The organism is Acidovorax sp. (genome assembly GCF_046291265.1).
In the GTDB taxonomy this organism is placed as follows: domain Bacteria; phylum Pseudomonadota; class Gammaproteobacteria; order Burkholderiales; family Burkholderiaceae_C; genus Acidovorax.
Genome location: NZ_JBKBTV010000033.1, coordinates 1 through 25506, shown reverse-complemented (window position 1 = coordinate 25506; position 25506 = coordinate 1). Strand labels below are relative to the sequence as shown.

Sequence of the window (25506 nt, the reverse complement as noted above, 5' to 3'; positions counted from 1 at the left end):
CTAGGCAGCCGACTGGAGGATCAATGACAAACCCTTCGAGCGTGTTGATGGATAGTGGTCGTGCCGAGTGGGCAGCGAGCTGCGTTGGTGATGCACTACCGCCATTTGGACAGTCCGCGAGTAAGGGCTGCTTAAGCTGGCTCATGCGTTGCGGTGTTGCGCTGACTTTGGCTGTGGTGGTGAATATCGCCGACTTGGCTGCCGAGCCGCTCTCTGGAATGGAACAAGCAAAAGTCACCCCCAATCCCTTGACCGCAGAAGAGCAAGATGGCATGGCCCACGCCATGGCGATGACGCCCTATGCGCTTGTAGTGGTGCACACCCGCATCACCATTGAGCCCATCCCCAGCGGGCGCCCGCCGCCCAAGCTTCGTCGGCGCGGAGAAATTCCCACAGCGACAGAGGAGCGCCACATTTACGAGGCGCGGGTGCTGGAGACGTTGCGCGGCCCCGCCATGAAGCGAGTCCGGTATGAAGTGGTGGTTGACAGTGGCGACAGCTTTGCCGTGTCTACAACGCCAGCGATTGTGATGCTCTGCCGCGGCCCGCGTGGTTTCTATTGGGGCGGAGTGGGGGCGTACTTTGAGGCGTCCCACGAATCGGTAGTGCTGGCGCGGAAGCTGGCGAAAGACATTGCTTCAAAACCAATCGCCAAGTTTGAGTACTGCGATTGAGAGGTTGAATGCGAAGGACTCGTGGAGTACAAAACCGTGCCGCCACCGCGCCGGAGGCGGCGGCTCACTCTGTTGTCAATAACTCCGCCCACCCTTGTACATCGCATGCTGCCGCCGGTTCAGCGTCGCGGCCTCGCCCAACCGCGCCATGGCCGCCCCCGCATGCGCGTGCGTGATCGCCATGCCCAGGCCATCCGCCGCGTCGGTGCCCGGCAGGCCCGGTAGGCTGAGCAGGCGGCGCACCATTTCCTGCACTTGGCTTTTGGCCGCGCGGCCGTGGCCGACCACGGCTTTTTTCATTTGCAGCGCGGTGTATTCGGCCACCGGCAGGTTGCTGGCCACCAGGGCGGTGATGCAGGCGCCGCGTGCCTGGCCCAGCAGCAGGGTGGACTGCGGGTTCACGTTGACGAACACGATCTCGACCGAGGCCACGTCGGGCTCGTAGCGGGCTGCGACCTCGGAGATGCCGTCAAACAAAATCTTCAGGCGCCCCGGCAGGTCGCCCAGCGACAGCGTGGTGGTGCGGATGGTGCCGCTGGCCACGTAGCTGAGCTTGTGACCGTCCATGTCCACCACGCCAAAGCCGGTGGTCTGCAGGCCAGGGTCAATACCTAAGATGCGCATTTGCTCACTATTTAATAGCTGTTAGCGCTTTACCATCAAGCGCTAGCGGCCAATTTGGCTTAAAAATTGCCTGCCGACCGGTCACAGGCCAAAGTACCAGCGCACCGAATGAAAGAACACGGGTGCCGCAAAACACAGCGCATCCACCCGGTCGAGCAAGCCACCCGCGCCGGTGACCGACATGCCCTGCATGCCCCAACTCTTGATGCCGCGGTCGCGCTTCAAAGCCTTCATCACTAGGTGCCCCAGGCTGCCTGCGACACAGGCCAGCAGCGCCATGCCCAGCGCCTGGCCGGGTTTGAACGGGGTGATGAACGACAGCAGGCCACCGGCCAGGCCACCCGCCGCCACACCCGCCAGCCAGCTCGTCCACTGAAAGCTCTGGCTCACTTGCGGCGCGACGGGCTTGTGTGGAAAACGCCGCCCCAGCAGGTGTTGCACCAGCATGCAGGTCTGCACCACAAACACCAGGAAGAAAACGAGGAACGCGCCCTTGTCGCGGTAGCCCGGAAAGTCCAGCAGCAGCAGCGCGGGCACATGGCTCATGCCGTACACGCAGACCATGATGCCCCACTGCAGCTTGGCGTTTCGCTCCAGAAAACGCTGTGGGTCATTCGCCAGCGCGCTCACCACGGGCAGGGCCAGAAACACGTAGACCGGGATGAACACTGTGAACAGGTCAAAGTGTTTGGTACCCACGATCCAGAACTGCAGCGGCAGCACCACAAAAAACGCCAGCACCAGACTCCGGTGGTCGCCACGCCGCGTGGGCGATAGCGTGATGAACTCGCGCAGCGCAAAAAAGCCCACGATGGCGAACAGCACGGTGGCTACCGTGTCGCCCAGCACCCAGCCAATCCAGAAGACGGACGCCATCATCCAGGATGTTTTGAGCAGCCCCCAGAAACGCTTGGCTTCCAGGACGCGGGCTTCGGACTCGGGGTCGTCGCTGGCGTGTTCGCGCAGATTGCGCACAAAGGCCCAGATGGTGACGATGGACAGGATGCCAAACATCACCAGGAACAGGGCGCCGACCTGTTGGGTGGCAGTCAAATTGCGGAGGAAGTTGTTCATGTTCAGACTTCCCTGAGCGCGATGACTGCACGGCGCGCGCGGTCGAGGAAGGGGCGGCGTTCTTCGCCCGGTTCCAGCTGCACCGGCGCCCCGAAGGTCACTGAACACAGTATGGGCACTGGCACCACTTCGCCCTTGGGCATCACGCGCTGCACGTTGTTGATCCAGGCGGGCACCAGCACCACTTGCGGAAACATCTGCGCCAGCTTGAACAGGCCCGACTTGAACGGCTGCGGCTCGTCGCCATGGCCGCGCGTGCCTTCGGGAAAGATCACGATCGAGTCGCCGCTTTCCAACGCACGCACCAGCGGCGCCAGCGGGTCGGACTCGGGCAGGGCGGCGCGCAGTGCCTCAGGGCTGGGCGCGCGGGGCGGTGCGTCGGGTGAGGGGTCGGGGCCGCCCGCCATGGCGGTGTCCGCGCTGGCAGAGGCGGCGGCTGCCGCGTCCAGCCCACCGGCTGGTTCAGCCGCCACAGGCGCCGGGGCGCGCGCAGGCGTGGCCTGGCGGTCCACATACACGGCGTTGAACACGGCGGTGGTGATCCACTGGCGGAACGGCGTCTTGGTCCAGTAGTCCTTGGCCGCTATGGGCCGCGTGATGCTGCGCAGCTCTTCCGGCAGCGCCGCCCAGATGAGCACCATGTCGGCATGGCTCTGGTGGTTGGCGAAATAGATGCGCTGCTCGGCCTTGGGCGGGCAGCCATACCAGCGGGCCTGGGAACCGGTCAGAAACCGCACGATCCCCAGCAAAAGGAAACTCATCAACTTGGCAAGCATGGCGGGGATGATACGTGGCGGTGCTGGCTGGTTCAGTTTGATTGGCGCCATCCGCTCATGTTCTGCTTTGGGCCCTTAGGCGACCTTGAGCGATACTTCCTTTCCCGTCTGCATACATTGCGTAGCATCCAAAAATGATTGACCAACCCAGGGCAGGGAAAATAGCCGGTGAAGCGTTTGACCAGTGGCAGGCGGGTCATCATGAGCAGTCGGAGCTTCTGTATCAACAAGCCATTTCCCTGGCAGACCCGAAACACTTCGGCCTATCGGCTTATTACGGCGAGTACGCGTGCGTGTTGAACGAACTCGGGAAGCATGGTCAAGCAACTGTACAGCTGGAGAAGTCACTAGCGGCTGTGCTTGCTCAAGGAAACATGGCGGGGTCACCCACCGCAATCATGGCCCGCTACTTTCTCGCAGAGCAACTGCTTCATCATGGAGCGCCTGAGCGTGCATTGGAAACTCTGGGTCCATCCATTGACAGTGCCCCAAAAGATTGGCTCACGCGTGTTGTTGAAGCGCACGTACTTTTTGCACTTAATCGAAGAAGTGAGGCAAAAATTGCAGCCACTCTGGCCATTTCAAATGCACCCACACCCGAAAAGGCCGAGGTGCTCCAACTGAACCTCGGGCGAGTTCTTGGTACCCAGGATTCCTAGCCCTTCCGTCGAGCGGGCGTCCACGGGCTATAGCCACCTCACAGGCTACAAGGTCTGAATTCGTTAGGTGTCAATGTCACGAATCGCGTCAGTTCCAGCGTCGTTCCTCAACTTGGATCTTGAGTTGGAGTCGTCCTCAGACCTAGCTCCCTTGGCAGAGGAGTTCGAGCATCGAGTCTTCATCCTCCTTTGCGGGCGAGTTCCTGCTGGGTTCAGACTCTCGGTTGAACCCCTCATCGGCGGTGCGCTGCACGTTAGTCCTGGCGCCTGTACGGAACACTTCTTGGACCTGCTGGAAGGACTCTCCCCGGAAGGAACCGGCATTCTGCAAAGTTGTACAGCCCGAGTCTTCGACTACGGTTTCGACGGCGGGCTGGAGGCAAACCCCATTCACACCGATCTCGGCGCCTCTCATCTGGCCCGCATGGCTGCATTGGGAATTGACCTTCGGATCACAACCTACCCCTACAGAGCTGCTGAACCCTAAGAAGAGTGCGGTGAACTGTCGAATGGGAAAGCACCGTGCGGTTGATGTCTAACATCGATGGCAATCGAAGCGGACGTCCGATTGGCTTGCTTTCGCCTCCCTGCTGTTCGCCAGTCATTTAGGCATCCGCTTTCGTTAGCCACTGGCTACTTCTGGCCGAGTGCCGCTTCGTCCGTAGGCAACATCGGGGGCCTCAGCCGGGAAATCTAACTTCATTTGAGAGAGGCTATCGCGAAGATGCTTTGCCTCGTGAGGCAACCGCTGCTCGAAGTCGGTCCAACCGGCGAAGCACAGGCGACGAGGCATATGCACTAATCCGGTTATGGCGTCCCAGAACGCGTCCCAGTTTCGGCCATACCATGTCGGGAAACCCAGCGCAGTCATCAAGAGTTGATGAAGCTCATGCGAGTTTGAGACCGTTCGAAGATCGATTCGCACTTCATCGGCTACCTCCATCACTCTGCCTTTCATCTCAACTGGGCCCGAACTGTCAACGTCCGCTCTTGGACGAATTCGCCCACTCTGCACTTGCTGCCACCACACTACATGGAACGGTCCTGATCCTTCATCATGCGCCCCGCGGTCAAGGCAACTCCGCACTCCCCATCCGCCCCAGAATCGTCCGCGTCCTCCCCGCCAGATACGCAGACCCCGGCGCCTTCTCAAACCGCTTGGGCGCAGGCAGCATCACCGCCAGCCGCGCGGCCTCGCTCGCGCTGAGCTTGCTGGCACTTTTGCGGAAATAGTGCTGCGCCGCCGCCTCGGCGCCAAACACGCCTTCGCCCCATTCCACGCTGTTCAGATAAATCTCCAGGATGCGCTGCTTGCTCAGCAGTTGCTCCAGCAGCAGCGTGAGCACAAACTCCTGTCCCTTGCGCAGCAGGGTGCGTTCGCCGGACAGCAGCAGGTTCTTGGCCAGTTGTTGCGTGATGGTGGAGCCGCCGCGGATTTTGGCTGCGCGCACGGGGCGGTCGGGGGCGCGGGCCTGGGCTTTGCTGGCCAGGGCTTCGGCTTTGGCGTTGCGCTCCCAGGCTTTTTCGATGGCGTTCCAGTCCACGCCGTCGTGGGTCACAAAGCTGTCGTCTTCCGACGCGATGACGGCGCGTTTGAGCTGGTCGGAGATGCTGGCGTAGGGCATCCACTGTTGGCGCCAGCGCACCTGGCCGGTGGTGGACAGCTGGGTCCAGGCTTCGGATCGCTGAAAGCTGGTGGATTCGGGGTCGATCACGGTCATGGCCGCAATGCGCAGCACAAAAAACAGCTGCAGGGCCACAAAGGCCAAGACCACCCAACCCAACCAGCGCAACACGGCTTTCATGGCGGAATGCTCCTGGGGTCAGGCAGAGGCTTGTTGCTGCATTTCGCGCAGCACCTGGGCCGAGGGAGGGCGCACGCCGCGCCACAGCAAAAAGGCTTCGGCTGCCTGCTCTACCAGCATGCCCAGGCCGTCGCGTGGCACGGCGCCGTGGCGCTGGGCCCAGTCCAGAAAACCCTGGGCCGCGGGGCCGTACATCATGTCGTAGGCCAGGCAACCCGGGCGCAGCACGCTGGCGGGCACCGGCACATCGGCACCGGTCAGGCTGCTGGCTGTGGCATTGATAATTACGTCGAAATTGGCCTCTAGCGCTTGTGGAATAAGCGCTAGTAGCTCTGAATTTTGTAGCGTTGCAAGTGCGAAGTGCGATTGCACCAGGGCCTCTGCCTTGGCCAGCGTGCGGTTGGCCACGGTGATGTGCCGCACGCCCGCCAGCAGCAGCGGGCCCAACACCCCGGCGGCGGCGCCACCCGCGCCCACCAGCAGCACGTCGCGCCCGGCCAGCGATACGCCCGCGTTGCGCGTGATGTCGGCCACCAGGCCCAGGCCGTCGGTGTTGTCGGCGTAGAGGCTGCCGTCCGCGCGGAAGGTCAGCGTGTTGGCCGCGCCCGCCAGCTGCACGCGCTCGCTGCGTTCGGTGGCAAGGCCCGGTGCATCGGTCTTGAACGGCACGGTGACGTTGCAGCCGCGCCCACCCTGGGCCACGAAGTCGCGCACGCCCTGGGCAAAACCGTCCATGGGCACCAGGCGGCGCTCATACGCGATGGACTCGCCGGTCAGTTCGGCAAAACGCGCGTGAATGGCGGGCGAGCGGCTGTGCGCCACGGGGTTGCCCATCACGCAGTAAAGATCGGGGGGGTGGCTCATGGTCAAGGTTCTTGGGGTGCGAGAGAGCAGCCCCGGGTAGCTCTTATAACGATCTGCGATTTAGCCAGCGAATGCGCTATTTACATTTATCACTGGGCAAAATGGGAAAGAGTCGGTTGTTTGAATTCCGTTGGCAGGTGATTTATGCATCAGGCTGGACAACGATCCACGTGGCTGTGAAATCTGGATCCACAACCTCTTCCCCTGTACTGCGAAGACGATAGGTCCCCGGCGCAGCAGCGTTGAATACATGTGTCGCCGGCGGCAGCCACTTCACCTCGCCGCATCGAGAACCTTGCAACTGCAGCTCGATCCCTACACCGGCTTCAGCAGAGGTGACAAAGCCAAAAAACTGCTCTTGGCGTTTTGTGCTCCCTCTTTTGTCTTCGATTGTCATTCCGACCAATACACACTTTCCGATGAGCCCAAGTGCGAACTCGGCGTCAAAGGACGGGCGGCCGTCGTCAAAGCTGGGCGTGTGCTGCATTGCCGGTCACCTCACAGTGGTTTCCAGCGTCTGGTCGCGCGTGAACTTGAAGCGCGCCACCATGGCGATCTGGTCGGCCTTCTGGCGCATGTCGGTGTTGAACGTGCCAAACGGCCCGGCTGCGCGCGCGATGGCTTCGGCGCGGCGGTCCAGCGTGAGGTTGCCCGAGCCCTGCACCACCTCGGTCTCCAGCACGCTGCCGTCGTGGTTGACGGTGACGATCATGGTCAGCTCGCCATACAGCTTGCGCCCGCCTTGTTCGGGGAAATTCTCGGTGCCCTTGTCTTCTACCTTGCGGCGCAGCGCGTCGTAATAGATGGCGTACGCCTCCTCGCGTGTGGCGGGGCTGATGTAGCGCTTCTTGGGGCGCGAGTTTTCTTCGTTGATGCGCTTTTCAATCTCGGCCAGCAGCTTGACGAGCTGGCGGCGCTTTTCCTGCTCTGAGACTTGTTCGGCGCTCTGGCTGGGCTTGCGCGGGTCGGGCGCGGGCATGGTGGCCAGCTGCTTGCGCAACTGGGCCAGCAGTTGGGCCTGCTGCTCTTGCATCGCATCCATCTTGCGCTGCTGTTCTTCAAAGTCGTCGCCAATGGCCGTCAGCGCTGAGTACGGCAGCGGGCTGGTGGCCCGGCCTTTTTCTGCTTCGCCGCCGCCCGCCAGGCTGGCCTGGGCAATCGCCTGGGCTTTGTCAGGGCGCTCGTTGGACTTGGCGTTGACCAGGATGACTTCGAGCGGCGTGTCCTGGAACACGCGGTTGAAGCTCACCGGGTCGACAAAACGCACGGTGATGAGCGCGGCATGCACGGCCACCGAGATGCCCAGCGCCAGCTGCAGCGTGCTGAAGGTGCGGAGGAAGGAGGGCAGTTTCATCGCCGGCAATTATCAGAGGGGGTTAGGGTGCAGTGGCTGCCGCAGGGGATTCGGCAGGCGCCTCGTTCACATCCACCGCAATGGCGATCGGGCCCGCCACGGTGTCGTCGTCTTCCGCCTCTGAATCTTCCACCGGGCCGTCATCGCTGGTGTCGGCTGGGTCATCCAGGCGCTCGATCACGGTGCCGTGGATGTCCAGCGTGATCTCGTCCACCTCGCCCAGCTTGACTTTGAGGCGCGCGCCGCGTGGCAGGTTTTGCGCGCCCAGCACCGGGAAGACCAGCGGAATGTCGTCTGCCCGCACCAAAAAGCTGCCGCCGGGGCCTTCCTTGAAGACGGTGGCGTTCAGCTCGGTGATGCCGTTTTGCTCTACATATTTGAGCGTCCAGAAGCGTTCCATGCCGCCCTGGTAGCCGTTGTAGGCGCTGTAGGCGGCGTCAAAGCTGCTGATGATGGAGAACAGGTCCGCATCCTTGGGCTTGAAGGGTGCCGCCAGCGCCGCAGTTTTGCCGTGGCGTGCGCAGGCAATGATCTGCCACTGGTTGACCAAGTCGGTATAGCGGCGCAGGGGCGAGGTGGCCCATGAATAGGCTTTGACGCCGATGCCTGCGTGCGGCAGCGCCTTGGTGCCCATGCGCACCTTCACGCCCGGCGCCATGCTGGCCTGGCTGCGGTAGATGCCGGGCACGCCGTGGTCGGCCAGCATCAGGCCCCAGGTGCTGTTGGCCACGATGGCGGCTTCGGCCACGATCAAATCCAGCGGGGCGCCGCGTTGGCGGGTGGTGATCTGTACTTGCTCGGAGCCATTGGGCTCGCCCCGGTCGTTGCCGACCAAGCGGAAGTTGTAGTCCGGGCGGTTGAAGTTCTCGGGCTTGCCACGAACCACTTCGCGCTGCGCCTTGAGGCTTTTGGCCAGGCGGTGCAAAAATGATAGCTGCTCGCGCAGATCCAGCAAGCGCTGAGGGGTGTTTTCGACCTGAACTTCGGGGTCGGTCAGCCACGCCTCGGTCACGATGTGGTCCAGCTGGTCGTGGCGCAGGTTGGCCACCACAGGCACCCGTTCGAGTTTGGTCTCGGTGCCGGTGATCTCCAGCGTGGCTTCGTTCACGGTCACATACAGCGACACGGCGGGGTTGGCGCGGCCTTCGTCCAGCGTGTAGATCTGCACCACCTCGTCGGGCAGCATGGTGATCTTGTAGCCTGGCATGTAGACGGTGGACAGCCGGTTGCGGCCCAGCTGGTCCAGTGGCGAGCCCGGCACGATGGCCAGGCCGGGCGCTGCAATATGAATGCCCAGCACCACGGTGCCCGTGCCCAGGCCCTGAACGGACAGCGCATCGTCGATTTCAGTGGTCTGCGAATCGTCGATGGAGTAGGCCTGGACCGTGGCCAGGGGCAGGTCGTCCGGGGGCTGGGGTGCGGTGAGCGCCGGAAACCCGGTTCCCTTGGGGAAGTTGTCGAACAAAAAGCGCTTCCAGTGGAACTGGTAGCTTGAATCGATGGCACCGGCCTTTTGCAGCAGATCCAGCGGCGCGGTGTGTGTGGCGCGGCTGGCCTCGACCACGGCCTTGTATTCGGGCGCGTTCTTGTCCGGCTTGAACAAAATTTTGTAGAGCTGGTCGCGGATGGGCTGCGGGCATTCGCCGCGTCCGAGGGCTGCGGCCCAGTCGTCGATCTGCGCCAGCACGGCCTTTTTCTTCTCGATGGCGGCCAGGGCCTGCTGCAGGATCTCTGCCGAAGCCTTTTTGAACCGCCCCTTGCCCGCGCGGCGGAAGTAGTGGGGTGCGTCGTACAGGCGGAACAGCGCGCCGGCCTGCTGGACCAGCGTGGCGTTCTCGGAGAAGTAGTCCCGCGCCAGGTCGGCAAAGCCGAACTCGTCCTCGGGCGCGAACTCCCAGGCCAGGTCCAGCTCAATGGTCTCGGCCACGGCCTGGGCCTGGGCGATCAGCTCGGCGGGGGCCGGTTTCTCGAATTTCAGGAGGATGTTGGCGGACTTGACCTTGACCCGTTTGCCCGAATCGAGCTCGACCTGGGCCGATGTATCAGCTTCCGACAGGATACGACCGGCCATGAACTTGCCGGCTTCTTCAAACAATGCATGCATGGCGGGGATTGTCCCATGGGCGGCGGTGGCGTCCGGGCGCGGGCAGGCGCTGGCGCCAGACCCTATGATTCCGGGCTACCCATGACTGACTTTTTCCGTTGAGATGCCGTTGATTTCTGCGCCGTTGTGCCTCCTGGCGGTGGCGCTGCCCTTCCTTTTTGCGTACACCGATTCCCCCATCTCCAACTTCTGGCCGCTGGTGACATCTTGGGTGTGTGGCGCGGTGCTGCTGGCGGTGGGGGCGTGGTCGGCAGGAGGTGCGTACCCAGGGCGTGCACGCGCAGTAGGGGCCGAAAGCTGGGGTCGGCTGTTGGCCGGGGGCCTGGTGCTGGCGGCCGTGGTGTCCAGCGGCATCGGGCTGGTGCAGTACGCGGCGGGCGACGTGGGCTGGGGGCCGTGGATTCATCCCTCGCAGCCCGGGCAAGCCCCGGGCAACCTGCGCCAGCGCAACCAGCAGGCCACACTGCTGGCCCTGGGGGCGTGGGCGCTGTTGTGGTTTGCGCTGCATGGTTGGGCACGACTGCGGGAGGGGTTCCGAGCAGGCTCCATCAGCCCTGCCACCGCGCGCGGCCAGTCTTGGGTTTCAGTCCACTGGCTGGCGATTTTGCTACTGGCAATCCTTGCCGCGGCGGGCGCCGCCACGGCTTCACGCACGGGCGCTGTGCAGTGGCTGTTGGTGGTGGGCTTGCTGGTGCTGTGGCAGCGCACCGGCGCCGGGCCTGCGCTGCGGCTGGCGTTGTGGGGCGCGGGCCTGTATTTGGTGGCGGCCTGGGTGCTGCCAGAGCTGCTGTGGCGGTTTCAGGGCGTTCATTCCGATGCGCTGTTCCACCGGTTCACCGACGATTCGGACCCCTGCACCAGTCGGCGCGCGCTGTGGTCCAACATGTTCACCCTGATTGCGCAGAAGCCTTGGGTGGGCTGGGGTTGGGGCGAGCTGGACTACGCGCACTACGTCACGCTGTTTCCGGGCGAGCGCTTTTGTGTGCTGCTGGACAACGCGCACAACCTGCCATTGCATCTGGCGGTAGAACTGGGGTTGCCTGCCGCCGTGTTGTTGTGCGGGGCTTTTGGGGTGTGGTGCCTGGCGTCGCTGCCTTGGCGTGAGGACCGGCCAGAGCGCCAGTTGGCCTGGGGCGTGTTGGCCATCATCGGGTTGCACAGCCTGCTGGAATACCCGCTTTGGTATGGGCCGTTTCAGATCGCCGCTCTTTTTGCAATGGCCTTGCTGTTGTGGCCGCAGTCGCCCTTGCGCGCGCGGGGGGCTGCACCCGCTTTGATTTTGGGCGCGGGAGCCGTCCTGGTATGGGCCGTTTGTGGCTTGGCGGCGTGGGACTATTTCCGGGTGAGCCAGCTCTACAAAGCGAACACCGATCGCGCGGCTGCGTACCGGGACAACGTGCAGTCGAAGGTGACGCAGTCCTTGTTGTTCTCCAACCAGCTGGAGTTTGCGCAATTGACCACAACGGGTTTGACCCGGGAGAACGCGCAGCGCGTGAACCAGCAGGCCAAACACTTGCTGCACTATTCCCCGGAGCCGCGCGTCATCCAGGCGGTGATCGAAAGCGCCGTGATGTTGGGCAAAGACGATGAAGCGGCCTTTCATATGAAGCGCTACCGCATCGCTTATCCGAAAGACTACGCCCGGTGGATGGCTCCGGCGGGTGGCAAGGCGTCTGCCGAGGTCCGATGACACGGCGAGCGTTTGGATTACTATAATTTTGGTAGCTGTCAGCGCTTTATGGGCAAGCGCTAGAGGCCAAAAACACTCAAAATTATGGCGGCTGCAGCGGCCGGGGTTGCCGTTAGCGTCCGCTGCTCAGGCGAGGTCCAGAAACTCCGCCACCGTCGGCAGATACTCGCTGAAGTTGCTGAGCGCGTGGTCGCCGCCCTCTTGCACCCGTTGCCGCGCCTGTGGATAGCGCCCGGCCATTTCCCGCCAGTCCAGCACTTCATCGCCCTGCGCAATGATGACCAGCTCCGGTGCTGCGGGGGGCTGGGTGTGCGTACCCAGCGTCTGCAGCTCGCCGATGTATTCCGGCAGAAAGAAAAACCGTTCGGTGGGGTTTTGCCAGGTGGTCTGCTCGCCGATGTAGCGCGCGAGGTCGCGGGCAGGGTGAACAGCCGGGTTCAGCATCACGCTTGGGCAGTGGGTTTGTTGGGCCACCCAACTGGCGTAAAAGCCCCCCAGTGACGACCCCACCACCGCCATCGTGGGGTGTGGCCAACGGGCAACACCTTGCATCACCAGCGCCATGGCGGCGCGGGGAGAGGGCGGCAACTGCGGGCACCAGAAAGTCACGTCCGGATGGTGCTGTGCGACGTACGCGGCCATCTGCCGGGCCTTGGCCGACTGCGGCGACGAGCGAAAACCGTGCAGGTACAGAAGGTGCGTGGTGGTCATGCGGGTCATGCGGACACGGGAGGGTGACAAAGTGAAGGGGGCAGGGCAATCACTGCTCTGGGCGGTGTGGCACAGGCATAAGATACGCAACACAAGGGCTCCACGCCGTGCGGCGCCCTGTTTTGCCACCGCAGCCATGACCGATTTTGCCCCGCTTTCTACCGCCAAACGCTGGGCGTTGGGGGCCAGCGAGAAGCCCCCCACCTCCCTCGGTCGGTTTGAACTGAAAAAACTCCTGGGGCGCGGTGCCCAGGCCACCGTCTGGCTGGCGCTGGACCCGCGGTTGCAGCGCGAGGTGGCCATCAAACTCATGCGCCCCATGCAAGACCAGGACCCGTCGGTGCTGGAACAGTGGCTGCGCGAGGCCCGCCATGTGGGGCGCCTGGCCCACCCGTACATCGTGCCGGTGTTTGAAGCCGACGTGCAGGGACGGCAGCCGTACATCGTCTTTGAGTACGTGCCGGGCAAGACGCTGGCAGAGCACCTGGCCCAGCAAGGGCGCTGTACCCCGCACGATGCGGTGGCGTTGATGGTGGATGTGCTCGATGGCCTGCAGGCGGCGCACCAGGCGGGCATCGTTCACCGTGATCTCAAACCCTCCAACATCATGATTGACGCCCAGCGCCACGCGCGGGTCATGGACTTTGGCATGGCCGCGCCCGTGCAGGCGACGCCCGATGCCCACCTGGCCAGTGGCACGCCCGCTTACCTGGCCCCGGAGGCCGCGGCGGGAGCGGCTCCGGCGCCCTCGATGGATGTGTATTCCGCAGCGCTGGTGCTGATCGAGTTGCTGACCGGCCAACCGCTCATTCACCAGAAGGACACCTGGCAGGCCCTGTATCGCATTGCCAATGAAGACCTGGCGCTGCCCGAGGACCTGGGGCAGGGGGTGGATGACGGCCTGCGGGCCATCTTGCAGCGCGCCATGGCGCGTGACCCCGGCCAACGGTATGCCTCGGCGGGGGATTTTCGGGATGCACTGCGTGCGTGGGCGGCGCCCGCCAGCGCCCCGTCTGCATCGAGCAATGCGACACTGGATTTTTTGCTGCGGCGCATGCGGCACAAGAGCGACTTTCCGGCGCTGTCGGACTCGGTGGCGCGCATCCAGCGGGTGGCCAATTCCGAAGACGACAGCATCAGCGATCTGACCCACGAAATCTTGAAGGACGTGGCGCTGACCAACAAGCTGCTGCGCCTGGTCAACAGCGTGCACTACGCCCATGCCAGCCGCGGCACCATCAGCACCGTGTCGCGTGCGGTGAGCCTGGTGGGCTTCAACGCGGTGCGCAACATGGCGCTCAGCCTGGTGCTGCTGGACCACATGCAGGACAAGGCCCATGCCAGCCAGATGCGCGAGGAGTTCTTGCGCGCCATGATGGCCGGGTCGGTCGCGGCCGAATTGTGCGGCGCTGGCCAGGCGGCCGAAGAAGCTTTCATTGGCGCCATGTTCCAGAATCTGGGGCGCATGTTGTGCGAGTTCTATTTTCCGGAAGAAGCCCTGCAGGTCCGCAGCCTCGTCGCCGCGGGGCGGATGGAGGGGGGCGAGGAATCCGCGTCTGTGCAGGTGCTGGGCTTGGGGTTTGAAGATCTTGGGGTGGGGGTCGCCCGTGTCTGGGGCTTGCCGGAGAGTCTGCAGCGCTGCATGCGCAAACCGATGGGGTCGCCCATGCAGCGGGCGCCGGAGCAGGGGGTAGAACGCTTGCGTTGGGCAGCCATGGCGGCCAACGAAGTGGCCAGCACCCTGTTGTTCAGCCAGGCCGCCCAGATCGAATCGCATCTGGTGCAAATCGGTACCCGCTACGCGCGCACGCTGGCGCTGTCTGCCGAGTCCATTGCCGAGGCCACTTTGCGGGCCCGCCACAAGCTGGTGGCACTGGCCGAGGCGCTGGACCTGCGGGTGGAGCCCGGCACGCCTGCCGCCCGATTGCTGAAACTGCCCGCCCCAGAAGGTGCTTCGGCCACGCCGGAAGATGCGCTGAAATCGCACGAGTTGCGCGCCAGCGAGACACAGCCCCTGCCCGCGGTGCTTGCATCGCAGGCCGGTGGCGCGGTGTCCGTTGCCCAGGTCAACGAGGTACTGGCGGCGGGCATTCAGGACATCACCAACGCCATGGTCGAGAGCTTTCAGCTCAACGACGTGTTGCGCATGATTCTGGAAACCATGTTCCGGGCGCTCGGATTCAGGCGCATGGTGTTTTGCCTGCGCGACGCCAAAACCGAGGTGCTGACGGGCCGTTTTGGCCTTGGTGAGGGCAGTGAGGCCGCGGTGCGGGCGATGAAGGTGCCACTCAAGGCGCAGGGCGATCTGTTCGCCGCCGTGTGTTTGCGCGGTGCCGATACGCTGATCAATGACGCCACCGAGCCGCGCATGCAGGCGCGTTTGCCCGAGTGGTACCGCTCGGGGCTCAATGCCCCGTCATTCTTGCTTTTGCCCTTGCAAATCAAGGGGCAGCCCTTTGCGCTGATTTATGCCGACCAGTCCACCGCGGGGGGAATTGTGGTGGACGACAAAGCCCTGGGCCTGCTGCGCACCTTGCGCAATCAGGCGGTGATGGCCTTTAGGCAGGCGGGTTGACCGCGGGGGCTGGGCTGAGGGGCCGATAATTGCGGGATGTCCGCCGTTTTTGAAAAGCCCACCCTTTCGCAGCGTTTTGCCCCTTTGTTTCGGGGTTTCGACCTGCCGCTCCTCGTGGTGGTGTTGCTCCTGGCGAGCGCGGGGCTGGTGGCCATGTATTCGTCGGGCTATGACCACGGAACCCGCTTTTCGGACCATGGGCGCAACATGCTCATCGCGGGCGCCATTCTGTTCATGGTGGCCCAGGTGCCCCCGCAGAAGATCATGGTGTTTGCAGTACCTTTGTACATAGCCGGGGTGGCGCTGCTGGTGGCGGTCGCGATATTTGGCATCACCAAGAAGGGCGCCCAGCGCTGGATCAATGTGGGCATCGTCATTCAGCCCAGCGAGATCTTGAAGATTGCCATGCCCTTGATGCTGGCCTGGTGGTTTCAAAAGCGCGAAGGCACGCTGCGTCCCCTGGACTTTGTTGCTGCGGGGCTGTTGCTGGCGATACCCGTGGGGCTGATCATGAAACAGCCCGATCTGGGCACCTCATTGCTGGTGCTGGCTGCGGGTTTGTCGGTGATCTTTTTTGCGGGCCTGTCGTGGAAGCTGGTGCTGCCGCCGGTGGTGATTGGCGGGATCGGCATCGCTACCTTGGTGCTTTTGGGAGACCCGCTGTGTGCCGATGGCGTGCGGTGGGCGGTGCTGCACGACTACCAGCAGCAGCGTATTTGCACCCTGCTGGATCCCACGCGCGACCCGTTGGGCAAAGGGTTTCACATCATCCAGGGCATGATCGCCATCGGATCGGGGGGCATGTGGGGCAAGGGCTTCATGGCCGGTACGCAGACGCACCTGGAGTTCATTCCTGAGCGCACCACCGATTTCATCTTTGCCGCGTTCTCCGAAGAGTTCGGGCTGGCGGGCAATCTTTTCCTGGTGGCGTGTTTCTTGATGCTGGTCTGGCGCGGGCTGGCGATTGCCGCGGGTGCCAACAGCCTCTTTGGGCGCCTGATGGCGGGGGCGGTGTCCATGATCTTCTTCACCTACGCGTTTGTGAACATGGGCATGGTCAGCGGCATCCTGCCGGTGGTGGGTGTGCCTTTGCCTTTTATCAGCTATGGAGGCACGGCGATGGTGACGCTGGGGCTGGCGCTGGGCATCTTGATGTCGGTGGCGCGCGCGCAGAATCAGGACTCCAAAGACGCCCGACCTGCGCTTTAGGGTTTCTGCGGGGGCGTTGCTTCAGGCGCCACAACGGGGTACAAAACGAGAGGCCAACTGTGCCTTGGCCTCAACCGGAGGGCTCCCCTATGGCGGCGAAGTTCGAGCTGAAGAAGTCGAAGAACGACAAGTTTGTTTTCAATTTGCTGGCCACCAACGGCCAGATTGTTCTGACAAGCGAAATGTACGAGTCCAAGGCCAGTGCGCTGAACGGCATTGAATCCGTGCGCAAAAACGCACCCGATGATGGCCGGTTCGGTCGCCTCAGCGCCAAGGACGGGTCGCCTTACTTCACGCTCAAGGCGGGCAATGGACAGGTCATTGGCCAGAGCCAGATGTATTCAGGGGCCAAGTCGAGGGATGCGGGCATCGAGTCGGTGCAGACCCATGCGGTTGCGGCGGCCATTGACGACCAGACGAACGCCTGACACCACGAAGCGGCGGTGATCTTGTTTGCTGTGGGGGACGGGTTGGTTGCAAGGGGTCATACGCCCCTTGCCTCAACCGGGCATGGCCGCACGCCTAAAATGCCCGGATGACTTTCCGCTCCACCACTGCCGCGCCCCAGCGTGCGGCCACCAGCCAGCGCATTGATGTTGCCCGCGAACTGCTGCTGACCCCCTTCGGGCTCGACGAAAGCCATCTGGCCCGCGCGCTGGCCGAGATCCGCACCCACCAGGTGGACGACGCCGACCTGTACTTCCAGTACACACGCAGCGAGGGGTGGAGCCTGGAAGAGGGCATCGTCAAGACCGGCTCCTTCAGCATCGACCAAGGTGTGGGCGTGCGTGCAGTGAGCGGAGAGAAAACGGCCTTTGCCTACTCGGACGACATCTCCGAAGCTTCGTTGCTGGATGCAGCACGCACCGTACGGTCTATTTCGTCGGTAGCGCAGGCAGGTAAAGTGCGAGTAGCTCCTAAAAAGGTAGCTGCAGGCCGCAGTCTTTATCCCGGTGTGGACCCCATTGCATCGCTGGACAGCACGGCCAAAGTGGCGCTCCTGGAAAAACTGGAGCAGCGCGCCCGCGCCAAGGACCCGCGCGTGGCGCAAGTGATGGCCGGGCTGGCCAGCGAGTACGACGTGGTACTGGTCGCCCGGGCTGACGGCACGCTGGCCGCCGATGTGCGCCCCTTGGTGCGCCTGTCGATCACCGTCATCGCCGAGCAGAACGGCCGCCGCGAGGTGGGTTCGGCAGGGGGCGGCGGGCGTTTTGGCCTGGCCTACTTCGACGACGAGCAGATGGGCAAGTATGTGGACGAGGCGGTGAATGCGGCCTTGGTCAACCTCGAATCGCGTCCCGCTCCGGCAGGCGAGATGACGGTGGTTCTTGGTTCGGGTTGGCCCGGTATCTTGCTGCACGAGGCCATTGGCCACGGACTGGAAGGCGACTTCAACCGCAAGGGGTCGAGCGCCTTCAGCGGCCGCATCGGCCAGCGCGTGGCAGCCAAGGGCGTGACGGTGCTGGACGATGGCACCATCGCGGACCGCCGGGGCTCGCTCAATGTGGACGACGAAGGCCATGCCAGCCAGCGCAATGTGCTGATCGAGGACGGCATCCTCAAGGGCTACATCCAGGATTCGCTCAACGCGCGCCTGATGGGCGTGGCGCCCACCGGCAACGGCCGCCGCGAAAGCTACGCGCACATCCCCATGCCGCGCATGACCAACACCTACATGTTGGGTGGCGACAAAGACCCGGCCGAGATCGTCGCCAGCATCAAGAAGGGCCTGTACGCCAGCAACTTTGGCGGTGGGCAGGTGGACATCACCTCGGGCAAATTTGTGTTCTCTGCCAGCGAAGCCTACTGGGTGGAAAACGGCAAGATCCAGTACCCCGTGAAGGGCGCCACCATCATCGGCAGCGGCCCCGAATCGCTCAAGAAGGTCACCATGATCGGCAACGACATGCGACTGGACAGTGGCGTGGGTACTTGCGGCAAAGAAGGGCAGAGCGTGCCTGTGGGCGTGGGTCAGCCCACCTTGCGCATTGAAGGCCTGACGGTGGGTGGCACGGCCTGATCCCCGCGTTGGCCAGCAAGTGTGGGGTGCTATCACCATTCGCGTTTTCACCCCCTTTTCAACGCTTGCACCGCGCGGGAGGCGGCGCACAATCGGCAGCACCATGCCTGCCACGCGCCCCAGTCAGTTGCTGACCCTTCAGTCGTTTGGCGACATCAGCCGCTTTCTGCGCGAAGGCGTGGCCGATGAAGACTCGCGCCAGTTGCGGGACAGCCTGGGTGCCTTGTCGACGCAGATCGACGAAGCCGTGCGCATCCGTCGCACCAGCACCGACACCACCGCCATTGCCCGCCGCGTGACCACCTTGTCGCATTGCGCACGCGAACACCAGCTGTTTCTGACGGGCCTGGGCTCTGCCTGGCATGCACTGTACGAATTTGGCGCGTACCAACGCGCGTTGCGGGAACTGCGCAACGCCATTGCGGACTGGCAGCAAATGCTGGAACGCCGCAGCACCAAAGAGAGCGCGAGTTTTGACCAGTTTGAGCTGCTGGCCTGGCGCACGTTGGGCGAGGCTCTGTTGCTCATCGATATGTACGAGCACCAGAGCGATCCGCCGAGCGATTTGCAGGATGCAACGCCTCCACGCAGGCTGTCGGCGTTGCAAAGACTGCGTGCCTGGTTTCGCAGCCTGGGGCGCTGAGAGGGTGTTGGCCGCACGCGTGGCCCCCTGTTTTGTCGTGCAATCGCAACAGCGGCAGCTTGCTGCACCGCCGCACTCCTGTGCTACATTGGCCGCCATGCAAGTTCGCAGCGCGTTTTATTTTTGGTTTTTTATCTCGGTCCCCGGCGGATGAGAGGAAAACGCGCAAGCACACACAACCTCCCCATACCAACCGCCGCAGCTGCAAAGCCCGGCGGTTTTTTGTTTTCTGCCCTCCCGTTTTTCCATCATCCAACCCCACACCACGAGGAAGCAACCATGACGTCCCTTACCAACCCCACCAGCGATGCCTGGTACCGCAGCGTCGAGAAAACCAGCCAGACCGACGACGAACGTATCAAGGACATCACCGTGTTGCCTCCTCCCGAACATCTGATCCGCTTCTTCCCGATTGGCGGCACGCCGGTCGAGACGCTGATCACCCAGACCCGCAAAAACATCCACAACATCATGGCGGGCACCGATGACCGTCTGCTGGTCGTGATTGGCCCTTGCTCCATCCACGACCCCGCCGCAGCGCTCGAATACGCCCGCCGCCTCAAGGCGGCGCGCGAGCAGTACAAGGACACGCTGGAGATCGTGATGCGCGTGTACTTCGAAAAGCCCCGCACCACGGTGGGATGGAAGGGCCTCATCAACGACCCCTACCTGGATGAAACCTACCGCATCGACGAAGGCCTGCGCATCGCACGCCAGCTGCTCATCGACATCAATCGCCTGGGCATGCCCGCGGGCAGCGAGTTCCTGGACGTGATCTCGCCCCAGTACATTGGCGACCTCATCAGCTGGGGCGCCATCGGGGCCCGCACCACCGAAAGCCAGGTGCACCGCGAACTGGCCTCGGGCCTCTCAGCCCCCATCGGCTTCAAGAACGGCACGGACGGCAACATCCGCATCGCCACCGACGCCATCCAGTCGGCCAGCCGCGGCCACCACTTTCTGTCGGTGCACAAGAACGGCCAGGTCGCCATCGTCAACACCAATGGCAACAAGGACTGCCACGTGATTTTGCGCGGCGGTAAAACGCCCAATTACGACGCCGAGAGCGTGGCCGCGGCCTGCAAAGACCTCGAAGCCGCCAAGCTGCCCGCCACGCTGATGGTCGACTGCAGCCACGCCAACAGCAGCAAGCAGCACCAAAAGCAGATGGACGTGGCGCGCGACGTGGCCGGACAGGTCGCCGGTGGCTCGCGCAGCGTCTTCGGCCTGATGATCGAAAGCCACCTGACGGCTGGTGCGCAGAAGTTCACGCCAGGCAAGGACGACGCCGCGGCGCTGACCTACGGCCTGAGCATCACGGATGCGTGCCTGGGCTGGGACGATTCGCTGCAGTCGCTGGCCGAGCTGTCGGCTGCGGTGCAGGCGCGGCGCAGCCGCTGAGGGCCTAAACTGGTCGGCGTGACTGGCGCTGCGGCACCCTTCGGGGAGAGCCGCAGCGCCGCACCAGAACCCACGCACGAAACACGAAAGGCGATCCCATCATGCACAGCGAAGTGTCGGTCCGGCTGGCCGGGCATCAGGAGTTCCGTTTTGACCTAGAGGGCGCCGAGCCCATGGGGCATGAAGAGGGGCGGCGCTGGCTGGACGACCAGTTCACCAGTCTCGACTGCGAGCCCTTGCGCGCCAGTGGCAAGGTGCTGCTAGCCGACAAGGTGCTGACCGTGGCGCGCGCCGCCGGTGCCTCGTTGATGGCCGACCCGGCTTGGTCCCGCGACTTTGCACGTGCCGCCAGTGCGGCCCTGGCCAAGCCGGTGGTGCGTGTGGACGTCCCCGGCATGGCCGTGACGTTTTAGGTTCCCCCTGAGGCGCTTCGCGCCATCCCCCTGAGGGGGACGCCCCCAGCGCGGCAGGGCGGCCCTTGCGCGGGGGCGCTGGCTCGGGCCGCGTGGGTATTTCAGGCTGGGAGTTTTTCAGAAAATCGAGATCAAGGCGGTGGGTCTATTGCCCCAGCGCCAGCAGCAGGCGCGCATGCACGCCGCCAAACCCGCCATTGCTCATGCACACGATGTGGTCCCCAGGGCGCGCTGCCTGGGTGACCTGGGCCACCAGGGTATCGATGTCCGCCGCGGTTTGCGCGCGCTGGCCGGGGCCCACGCCCATCGGGGCCAGGGCCTGTGCAGCGTCCCAATCCAATCCGGCCGTGTGGCACAACGCGAGGTCGGCAGGCTCCAGCGCCCAGGGCAGCTGGCTCTTCATGGCGCCCAGTTTCATGGTGTTGCTGCGCGGCTCGAACACCGCGAGGATGCGCGCGCTGGTGCCCAGGCTGCGGCGCAGGCCGTCCAGCGTGGTGCGCAGGGCCGTGGGGTGGTGGGCAAAGTCGTCGTACACCGCAATGCCGCCGACCGTGCCGCGCAGCTCCATGCGGCGCTTTACGTTCTGAAACGTTGCCAGTGCGGCCGCGGCCTGCCGGGGGCTCACGCCCACATGGTGCGCGGCGGCAATGGCGGCGAGGGCGTTGAGCTGGTTGTGGACGCCGGTCAGCGCCCATTCCACACGCGCCACGGGTTGACCTTGGTGCAGCACATCAAATGCCTGGGGCTCGCCCTGTGCTGCAAAGTCGCTCACCGTGGCGCCAAAGCTTGTCACCTCGCTCCAGCAACCGGTGTGCAGAACCCTCGCCAGACTTTCTTCCAGCCCGTTGGTGACCACGCGACCGGACGGTGGCACGGTGCGCACGAGGTGGTGAAACTGTCGCTCGATCGCGGCCAGGTCGTCAAAGATGTCGGCGTGGTCAAACTCCAGGTTGTTGAGCACGGCGGTGCGGGGCCGGTAGTGCACAAACTTGCTGCGTTTGTCGAAGAAGGCGGTGTCGTATTCGTCTGCCTCGATCACAAACAGGGGCGCAGCACCGAGTGGGGCGGTGGATGGCGCGGGACGCTGCGGTGTACCTAGCCGGGCCGAAACGCCAAAGTTCAGCGGTACCCCGCCGATCAGAAAACCGGGCTGTTGACCTGCGCATTCCAGAATCCACGCCAGCATTGATGTGGTGGTGGTCTTGCCATGGGTGCCCGCCACTGCCAGCACGTGGCGGCCTTGCAGCACATGCTCGGCCAGCCACTGCGGCCCGCTGGTGTAAGGGGCGCCAGCGTCCAAAATTGCTTCCATCAGCGGAAATTTGGGGGAGCCGTCCGGCAGCCTTGCACGGCTGACCACGTTGCCGACCACGAACATGTCCGGCTTCAGCGCCAGCTGGTCTGCACCAAAACCCTCGATCAGGTCGATGCCCAGAGCCCTGAGCTGGTCGCTCATGGGAGGGTAGACGCCTGCGTCGCACCCGGTGACCTTGTGGCCCGCCTCGCGCGCGAGTGCCGCCAAGCCTCCCATGAACGTGCCGCAGATGCCCAGTATGTGTATATGCATGGGCGCAGATTCTAAGCCTGCCGCGAGGCCGTTGAATTTGATGCCAAATTGGCCTCTAGCGCTTATTGGATAAGCGCTAGCAGCTATTAAAAGCGTAGTGTGGGACGAACACTTGCTTTAGCACCCTCAGGGGGCATGGGGTGAAGCCATGGTCCCTGCCGCGCGACCAAGCCACAATGCAGCCTCCTGTCTTCGCATCGATTGCCATGCACACACCTTTGAGCGACGAAATCGCCCACACCACGGCCCGGCTGGTGGTGGAAGAAGGGCTTGAATGGGGCCCGGCCAAACGCCGTGCGTTGCGCGAGATGGGCCTGCCGCCCCGCACGCCGCTGCCGGACAACGACCGTGTCGAAGCCGCGGTCCGTGAATACATCCAGATCTTCTGCGCCGACACGCAGCCCCGCGAGTTGCGTGCCCTGCGGCAACTGGCATTGGTGTGGATGGTGCGCATGGCGGTATTTCGCCCCCATTTGGCGGGGGCTGTGTGGCACGGCACGGCCACCCGTTTGTCTGATGTTTACCTGCAATTGTTTTGTGATGACTCCAAATCTGCAGAAATAGCGCTGATCGATCACCATGTGGATTACGAACCCCGCACGGTGCCGGGCTTTCACGGCCACTCGGTTGAGGCCTTGAGCCTGAGCAGTAAATCGCCCGAACTCAATGAGATGATCGGTGTGCACCTGATGATTTATGACCTGGATGACCTGCGGGGCGCGTTGCGACCCGATTCCAAAGGCCGCACCCCCCGCGGCGACCTGACCGCCGTGCGCCGCCTGCTTCAAGAAACCCTCGACGATGACGAACCCCGCTGAACTCCCTGAATCCCAAGCCGCTGTCGCACCGTCGGCCCCGTCGCCCGCCCGCCGCCGTCTGCTGTACGCGGGGGTTGCCGGTGCTGCGGCACTGGGCGGAGCCGGGCTGGCGTGGTGGAAGTTTCAGCCACATACCATGGAGGCTGGGGCTGAGCAGGCGCTGTGGGGCATGGAGTTTGACCAACCCGATGGTGGTGCGCTGGCCCTGAAGTCGTTTGCAGGCAAACCGCTGCTGCTGAACTTTTGGGCCACCTGGTGCCCGCCTTGCGTTGAAGAGTTGCCTATGCTCAATGCGTTTTACCGTGAACATGCCGCCAAAGGCTGGCAAGTGCTGGGATTGGCGATTGACCAGCCCTCTGCGGTTCGCAAGTTTCTGGCGCGCATTCCATTGGAGTTTCCGGTGGGCCTGGCAGGTTTGGGCGGCACGGACTTGGGCCGCTCGCTGGGCAATCTGACGGGTGGCCTGCCGTTTACAGTGGTGTTGGGTGCCGAGGGGCGCGTGCTGCACCGTAAAATGGGACAGGTGACGCCGCAAGATTTGGCGTTATGGTCAGCGTTGCGATGACCGTTCTGGTCGGTTGTCCAGCGCGATACTCCGGTAGCAATGGCGCTATCTTCACGCTTTGACCCTGCTGGAGTTCATGAAAAATATCCGGGGATGGCTGCGTTAGGGTGAAATTAGAGTAAATTCGCGCCCTATTCAGTTTTATAGCCGTTGGAGCTTCCATGGATCTGCGAAAACTCAAAACCCTGATCGATCTCGTCTCCGAATCGAACGTTTCCGAACTCGAAATCACGGAGGCCGAGGGCAAGGTCCGCATCGTCAAGAGCGGTGGCAACGTGGTTCAGCAGTATGTGCCCGCGCCCATGCAGGCGCCAGCCCCGGCCCCCGCCGGTGCTCCCGTGGCCGAACTGCCCGCTCCGCCAGCCGCCGCACCTGCAGGCCACATCGTCAAGTCGCCGATGGTTGGCACCTTCTACCGCTCGTCCAGCCCAGGCGCCAAGGCGTTTGTCGAGATTGGCAGCCAGGTCAAGGAAGGCGAGACCATCTGCATCATCGAGGCCATGAAAATCCTCAACGAGATCGAAGCGGACAAGTCCGGCACGGTCACCCGCATCCTGGGCGAAAACGGCCAGGCGGTCGAATACGGACAACCGCTGTTCGTCATCGAATGACAGAGAACAACCCCCTGAGCGGCTTCGCCGCTTCCCCCTTCTCTCGCTTCGCGGGAAGCGGGACGAGGCCAGCGCGGCGGGGCGGCCCTTGCGCGGCCTCCGCTGGTGCGGCGGCGCGCCAGTTTCATGTGTCGCGAGCAGCGCGATGCATTGTGGATATGCAATATGTTTAAAAAAATCCTGGTCGCAAATCGCGGAGAGATCGCCCTTCGCATTCAGCGCGCGTGTCACGAGCTGGGCGTGAAGGCCGTGATGGTCTACTCCGAGGCCGACCGCGACGCCAAATACGTGAAGCTGGCTGAAGAGGCGGTGTGCATCGGCCCCGCGCCGTCGCCCCTCTCCTACCTCAACATGCCCGCCATCATTTCGGCGGCTGAAGTGACCGATGCCGAGGCCATTCACCCCGGCTACGGCTTCCTGTCGGAAAACGCGGATTTCGCCGAGCGCGTGGAAAAGAGCGGCTTCCAGTTCATTGGCCCGACGCCCGACAACATTCGCACGATGGGCGACAAGGTGTCGGCCAAGCAGTCCATGATCAAGGCGGGCGTGCCCTGCGTGCCCGGCTCTGAGGGCGAACTGCCCGACGACCCGGTCCAGATTCGCCGCATCGCCAAGGCCGTGGGCTACCCCGTGATCATCAAGGCCGCAGGCGGCGGCGGTGGTCGGGGCATGCGCGTGGTGCACACCGAGGCCGCGCTGGTCAATGCGGTGCAGATGACCAAGGCCGAGGCGGGCGCGGCGTTTGGCAATCCTGCGGTCTACATGGAAAAGTTTCTGCAGAACCCGCGCCACATTGAAATCCAGGTGCTGGCCGACAAGCACCGCAATGCGGTGTACCTGGGTGAGCGCGATTGTTCCATGCAGCGCCGCCACCAGAAGGTGATTGAAGAGGCGCCAGCGCCGGGCATTCCCCGCAAGCTGATCGAGAAGATTGGCGAGCGTTGCGTGGCAGCCTGCAAGAAGATCGGCTACCGCGGTGCGGGCACGTTTGAGTTCCTGTATGAAAACGGCGAGTTCTATTTCATCGAAATGAACACCCGCGTGCAGGTGGAGCACCCTGTGACCGAATGGATCACGGGCGTCGACATCGTGCGCACGCAGATCATGGTGGCGGCAGGCGAAAAATTGCCCTTCACCCAGCGCCAGATCGAGATCCGTGGCCACGCCATCGAGTGCCGCATCAACGCCGAAGACGCCTACAAGTTCACCCCATCGCCAGGGCGTATCACCACCTGGCATCCGCCGGGCGGCCCGGGCGTGCGTGTGGATTCGCATGCGTATACCAACTACTTCGTGCCGCCGAACTACGACTCGATGATCGGCAAGATCATCGTGCACGGCGACACGCG

26 protein-coding genes are annotated in these 25506 nt (G+C 63.5%); 15 read left to right on the top strand and 11 right to left on the bottom strand.

From position 1 onward, the window contains the following. The first annotated feature begins 23 nt into the window (after positions 1-23). On the top strand, positions 24-674 hold the full coding sequence (locus ACK41V_RS13760; protein ID WP_409783163.1) for a hypothetical protein: 651 nt from the start codon (positions 24-26) through the stop codon (positions 672-674). A 75-nt stretch (positions 675-749) separates the two neighbouring features. On the opposite strand, the gene ruvC is transcribed toward ACK41V_RS13760, so the two are convergent. The 3 genes from ruvC to ACK41V_RS13745 all read right to left on the bottom strand — a co-directional run bounded on the left by ruvC (position 750) and on the right by ACK41V_RS13745 (position 3148). After that, a complete protein-coding gene (ruvC, locus tag ACK41V_RS13755; RefSeq protein ID WP_409783162.1) occupies positions 750-1298 on the bottom strand; it encodes a crossover junction endodeoxyribonuclease RuvC in 549 nt (182 codons plus the stop codon). An 81-nt stretch (positions 1299-1379) separates the two neighbouring features. Next, the gene (locus tag ACK41V_RS13750) at positions 1380-2372 is read right to left on the bottom strand and encodes a phosphatidate cytidylyltransferase (protein WP_409783161.1); all 993 of its coding nucleotides are present in this window, start codon (positions 2370-2372) and stop codon (positions 1380-1382) included. A 2-nt stretch (positions 2373-2374) separates the two neighbouring features. Then, complete coding sequence (locus ACK41V_RS13745; RefSeq protein ID WP_409783160.1) at positions 2375-3148, bottom strand: lysophospholipid acyltransferase family protein; 774 nt, start codon at positions 3146-3148, stop codon at positions 2375-2377. Positions 3149-3282: 134 nt separating this feature from the next. Between ACK41V_RS13745 and ACK41V_RS13740 the strand changes: the two genes are divergently transcribed. Beyond that, positions 3283-3807: a hypothetical protein gene (locus ACK41V_RS13740; RefSeq protein ID WP_409783159.1), complete on the top strand. Its 525-nt coding sequence runs from the start codon at positions 3283-3285 to the stop codon at positions 3805-3807. 283 nt (positions 3808-4090) lie between these two features. Beyond that, on the top strand, positions 4091-4294 hold the full coding sequence (locus ACK41V_RS13735) for a hypothetical protein (RefSeq protein ID WP_409783158.1): 204 nt from the start codon (positions 4091-4093) through the stop codon (positions 4292-4294). A 135-nt stretch (positions 4295-4429) separates the two neighbouring features. Here ACK41V_RS13735 and ACK41V_RS13730 read toward each other — a convergent pair whose 3' ends face one another. The 6 genes from ACK41V_RS13730 to ACK41V_RS13705 form a co-directional block, all read right to left on the bottom strand. After that, positions 4430-4750, bottom strand: coding sequence for a barstar family protein (locus ACK41V_RS13730; RefSeq protein ID WP_409783157.1), 321 nt, complete (start codon positions 4748-4750; stop codon positions 4430-4432). A gap of 127 nt (positions 4751-4877) precedes the next feature. Then, complete coding sequence (gene mtgA, locus ACK41V_RS13725) at positions 4878-5612, bottom strand: monofunctional biosynthetic peptidoglycan transglycosylase (protein ID WP_409783156.1); 735 nt, start codon at positions 5610-5612, stop codon at positions 4878-4880. An 18-nt stretch (positions 5613-5630) separates the two neighbouring features. Further along, a complete protein-coding gene (gene aroE, locus ACK41V_RS13720) occupies positions 5631-6476 on the bottom strand; it encodes a shikimate dehydrogenase (protein ID WP_409783155.1) in 846 nt (281 codons plus the stop codon). A gap of 142 nt (positions 6477-6618) precedes the next feature. Continuing rightward, positions 6619-6963, bottom strand: a complete 345-nt coding sequence (locus tag ACK41V_RS13715) for a hypothetical protein (protein ID WP_409783154.1) — start codon at positions 6961-6963, stop codon at positions 6619-6621. Between the two features lie 6 nt (positions 6964-6969). Continuing rightward, positions 6970-7830 (bottom strand): energy transducer TonB, encoded by an 861-nt coding sequence (locus ACK41V_RS13710; RefSeq protein ID WP_409783153.1) that lies wholly within the window; start codon positions 7828-7830, stop codon positions 6970-6972. 22 nt (positions 7831-7852) lie between these two features. Next, positions 7853-9934: a ribonuclease catalytic domain-containing protein gene (locus ACK41V_RS13705; RefSeq protein WP_409783152.1), complete on the bottom strand. Its 2082-nt coding sequence runs from the start codon at positions 9932-9934 to the stop codon at positions 7853-7855. Positions 9935-10037: 103 nt separating this feature from the next. On the opposite strand from ACK41V_RS13705, the gene ACK41V_RS13700 reads away from it, so the two are divergent. Beyond that, positions 10038-11624 (top strand): PglL family O-oligosaccharyltransferase, encoded by a 1587-nt coding sequence (locus ACK41V_RS13700; RefSeq protein WP_409783151.1) that lies wholly within the window; start codon positions 10038-10040, stop codon positions 11622-11624. Positions 11625-11750: 126 nt separating this feature from the next. Here the strand turns inward: ACK41V_RS13700 and ACK41V_RS13695 are convergent, their stop codons facing one another. After that, positions 11751-12335, bottom strand: a complete 585-nt coding sequence (locus tag ACK41V_RS13695; RefSeq protein WP_409783188.1) for a YqiA/YcfP family alpha/beta fold hydrolase — start codon at positions 12333-12335, stop codon at positions 11751-11753. Between the two features lie 136 nt (positions 12336-12471). Between ACK41V_RS13695 and ACK41V_RS13690 the strand changes: the two genes are divergently transcribed. The 7 genes from ACK41V_RS13690 (at position 12472) to ACK41V_RS13660 (ending at position 20596) form a co-directional block, all read left to right on the top strand. Further along, on the top strand, positions 12472-14910 hold the full coding sequence (locus ACK41V_RS13690) for a protein kinase domain-containing protein (RefSeq protein WP_409783150.1): 2439 nt from the start codon (positions 12472-12474) through the stop codon (positions 14908-14910). Between the two features lie 36 nt (positions 14911-14946). Beyond that, on the top strand, positions 14947-16119 hold the full coding sequence (gene rodA / locus ACK41V_RS13685; protein WP_409783149.1) for a rod shape-determining protein RodA: 1173 nt from the start codon (positions 14947-14949) through the stop codon (positions 16117-16119). Between the two features lie 89 nt (positions 16120-16208). Next, positions 16209-16547: a YegP family protein gene (locus ACK41V_RS13680; RefSeq protein WP_409783148.1), complete on the top strand. Its 339-nt coding sequence runs from the start codon at positions 16209-16211 to the stop codon at positions 16545-16547. Positions 16548-16654: 107 nt separating this feature from the next. After that, positions 16655-18139, top strand: a complete 1485-nt coding sequence (gene tldD / locus ACK41V_RS13675; RefSeq protein ID WP_409783147.1) for a metalloprotease TldD — start codon at positions 16655-16657, stop codon at positions 18137-18139. 103 nt (positions 18140-18242) lie between these two features. Beyond that, positions 18243-18782, top strand: a complete 540-nt coding sequence (locus tag ACK41V_RS13670) for a hypothetical protein (protein ID WP_409783146.1) — start codon at positions 18243-18245, stop codon at positions 18780-18782. Positions 18783-19061: 279 nt separating this feature from the next. Next, entirely contained in the window at positions 19062-20183 is a 1122-nt protein-coding gene (locus tag ACK41V_RS13665) for a 3-deoxy-7-phosphoheptulonate synthase (RefSeq protein WP_409783145.1), read from the top strand. Positions 20184-20284: 101 nt separating this feature from the next. Continuing rightward, entirely contained in the window at positions 20285-20596 is a 312-nt protein-coding gene (locus ACK41V_RS13660) for a hypothetical protein (protein WP_409783144.1), read from the top strand. A 145-nt stretch (positions 20597-20741) separates the two neighbouring features. On the opposite strand, the gene mpl is transcribed toward ACK41V_RS13660, so the two are convergent. Beyond that, positions 20742-22163: a UDP-N-acetylmuramate:L-alanyl-gamma-D-glutamyl-meso-diaminopimelate ligase gene (gene mpl, locus ACK41V_RS13655; protein ID WP_409783143.1), complete on the bottom strand. Its 1422-nt coding sequence runs from the start codon at positions 22161-22163 to the stop codon at positions 20742-20744. Between the two features lie 206 nt (positions 22164-22369). Between mpl and ACK41V_RS13650 the strand changes: the two genes are divergently transcribed. The 4 genes from ACK41V_RS13650 to accC form a co-directional block, all read left to right on the top strand. After that, positions 22370-22981 carry a hypothetical protein gene (locus ACK41V_RS13650; protein ID WP_409783142.1) on the top strand — a complete coding sequence of 204 codons (612 nt, stop codon included), beginning with the start codon at positions 22370-22372 and terminating at the stop codon, positions 22979-22981. Beyond that, complete coding sequence (locus ACK41V_RS13645; protein WP_409783141.1) at positions 22965-23546, top strand: TlpA family protein disulfide reductase; 582 nt, start codon at positions 22965-22967, stop codon at positions 23544-23546. The genes ACK41V_RS13650 and ACK41V_RS13645 overlap by 17 nt, the downstream gene beginning before the upstream one ends. A 161-nt stretch (positions 23547-23707) precedes the next feature. Next, positions 23708-24157 carry an acetyl-CoA carboxylase biotin carboxyl carrier protein gene (gene accB, locus ACK41V_RS13640; RefSeq protein WP_409783140.1) on the top strand — a complete coding sequence of 150 codons (450 nt, stop codon included), beginning with the start codon at positions 23708-23710 and terminating at the stop codon, positions 24155-24157. A 165-nt stretch (positions 24158-24322) separates the two neighbouring features. Next, on the top strand, positions 24323-25506 hold a 1184-nt coding region (accC, locus tag ACK41V_RS13635; protein ID WP_409783139.1), incomplete at its 3' end, for an acetyl-CoA carboxylase biotin carboxylase subunit.

Excerpts from the sequence above, each read along its gene's own strand:
- rodA (WP_409783149.1), top strand. The coding sequence starts at position 14,947 with ATGTCCGCCGTTTTTGAAAAGCCCACCCTTTCGCAGCGTTTTGCCCCT.
- ACK41V_RS13715 (WP_409783154.1), bottom strand. The coding sequence starts at position 6,963 with ATGCAGCACACGCCCAGCTTTGACGACGGCCGCCCGTCCTTTGACGCC.
- tldD (WP_409783147.1), top strand. The coding sequence starts at position 16,655 with ATGACTTTCCGCTCCACCACTGCCGCGCCCCAGCGTGCGGCCACCAGC.
- ACK41V_RS13650 (WP_409783142.1), top strand. The coding sequence starts at position 22,370 with ATGCACACACCTTTGAGCGACGAAATCGCCCACACCACGGCCCGGCTG.
- ACK41V_RS13705 (WP_409783152.1), bottom strand. The coding sequence starts at position 9,934 with ATGCATGCATTGTTTGAAGAAGCCGGCAAGTTCATGGCCGGTCGTATC.
- ACK41V_RS13710 (WP_409783153.1), bottom strand. The coding sequence starts at position 7,830 with ATGAAACTGCCCTCCTTCCTCCGCACCTTCAGCACGCTGCAGCTGGCG.
- ACK41V_RS13745 (WP_409783160.1), bottom strand. The coding sequence starts at position 3,148 with ATGCTTGCCAAGTTGATGAGTTTCCTTTTGCTGGGGATCGTGCGGTTT.
- aroE (WP_409783155.1), bottom strand. The coding sequence starts at position 6,476 with ATGAGCCACCCCCCCGATCTTTACTGCGTGATGGGCAACCCCGTGGCG.
- mtgA (WP_409783156.1), bottom strand. The coding sequence starts at position 5,612 with ATGAAAGCCGTGTTGCGCTGGTTGGGTTGGGTGGTCTTGGCCTTTGTG.
- ACK41V_RS13680 (WP_409783148.1), top strand. The coding sequence starts at position 16,209 with ATGGCGGCGAAGTTCGAGCTGAAGAAGTCGAAGAACGACAAGTTTGTT.
- ACK41V_RS13645 (WP_409783141.1), top strand. The coding sequence starts at position 22,965 with ATGACGAACCCCGCTGAACTCCCTGAATCCCAAGCCGCTGTCGCACCG.
- ACK41V_RS13665 (WP_409783145.1), top strand. The coding sequence starts at position 19,062 with ATGACGTCCCTTACCAACCCCACCAGCGATGCCTGGTACCGCAGCGTC.
- ACK41V_RS13760 (WP_409783163.1), top strand. The coding sequence starts at position 24 with ATGACAAACCCTTCGAGCGTGTTGATGGATAGTGGTCGTGCCGAGTGG.
- ACK41V_RS13750 (WP_409783161.1), bottom strand. The coding sequence starts at position 2,372 with ATGAACAACTTCCTCCGCAATTTGACTGCCACCCAACAGGTCGGCGCC.
- ACK41V_RS13690 (WP_409783150.1), top strand. The coding sequence starts at position 12,472 with ATGACCGATTTTGCCCCGCTTTCTACCGCCAAACGCTGGGCGTTGGGG.
- ACK41V_RS13660 (WP_409783144.1), top strand. The coding sequence starts at position 20,285 with ATGCACAGCGAAGTGTCGGTCCGGCTGGCCGGGCATCAGGAGTTCCGT.
- ACK41V_RS13730 (WP_409783157.1), bottom strand. The coding sequence starts at position 4,750 with ATGGAGGTAGCCGATGAAGTGCGAATCGATCTTCGAACGGTCTCAAAC.
- ACK41V_RS13740 (WP_409783159.1), top strand. The coding sequence starts at position 3,283 with ATGATTGACCAACCCAGGGCAGGGAAAATAGCCGGTGAAGCGTTTGAC.
- ACK41V_RS13700 (WP_409783151.1), top strand. The coding sequence starts at position 10,038 with ATGCCGTTGATTTCTGCGCCGTTGTGCCTCCTGGCGGTGGCGCTGCCC.
- accB (WP_409783140.1), top strand. The coding sequence starts at position 23,708 with ATGGATCTGCGAAAACTCAAAACCCTGATCGATCTCGTCTCCGAATCG.
- mpl (WP_409783143.1), bottom strand. The coding sequence starts at position 22,163 with ATGCATATACACATACTGGGCATCTGCGGCACGTTCATGGGAGGCTTG.
- ruvC (WP_409783162.1), bottom strand. The coding sequence starts at position 1,298 with ATGCGCATCTTAGGTATTGACCCTGGCCTGCAGACCACCGGCTTTGGC.
- ACK41V_RS13670 (WP_409783146.1), top strand. The coding sequence starts at position 18,243 with ATGCCTGCCACGCGCCCCAGTCAGTTGCTGACCCTTCAGTCGTTTGGC.
- ACK41V_RS13695 (WP_409783188.1), bottom strand. The coding sequence starts at position 12,335 with ATGACCACCACGCACCTTCTGTACCTGCACGGTTTTCGCTCGTCGCCG.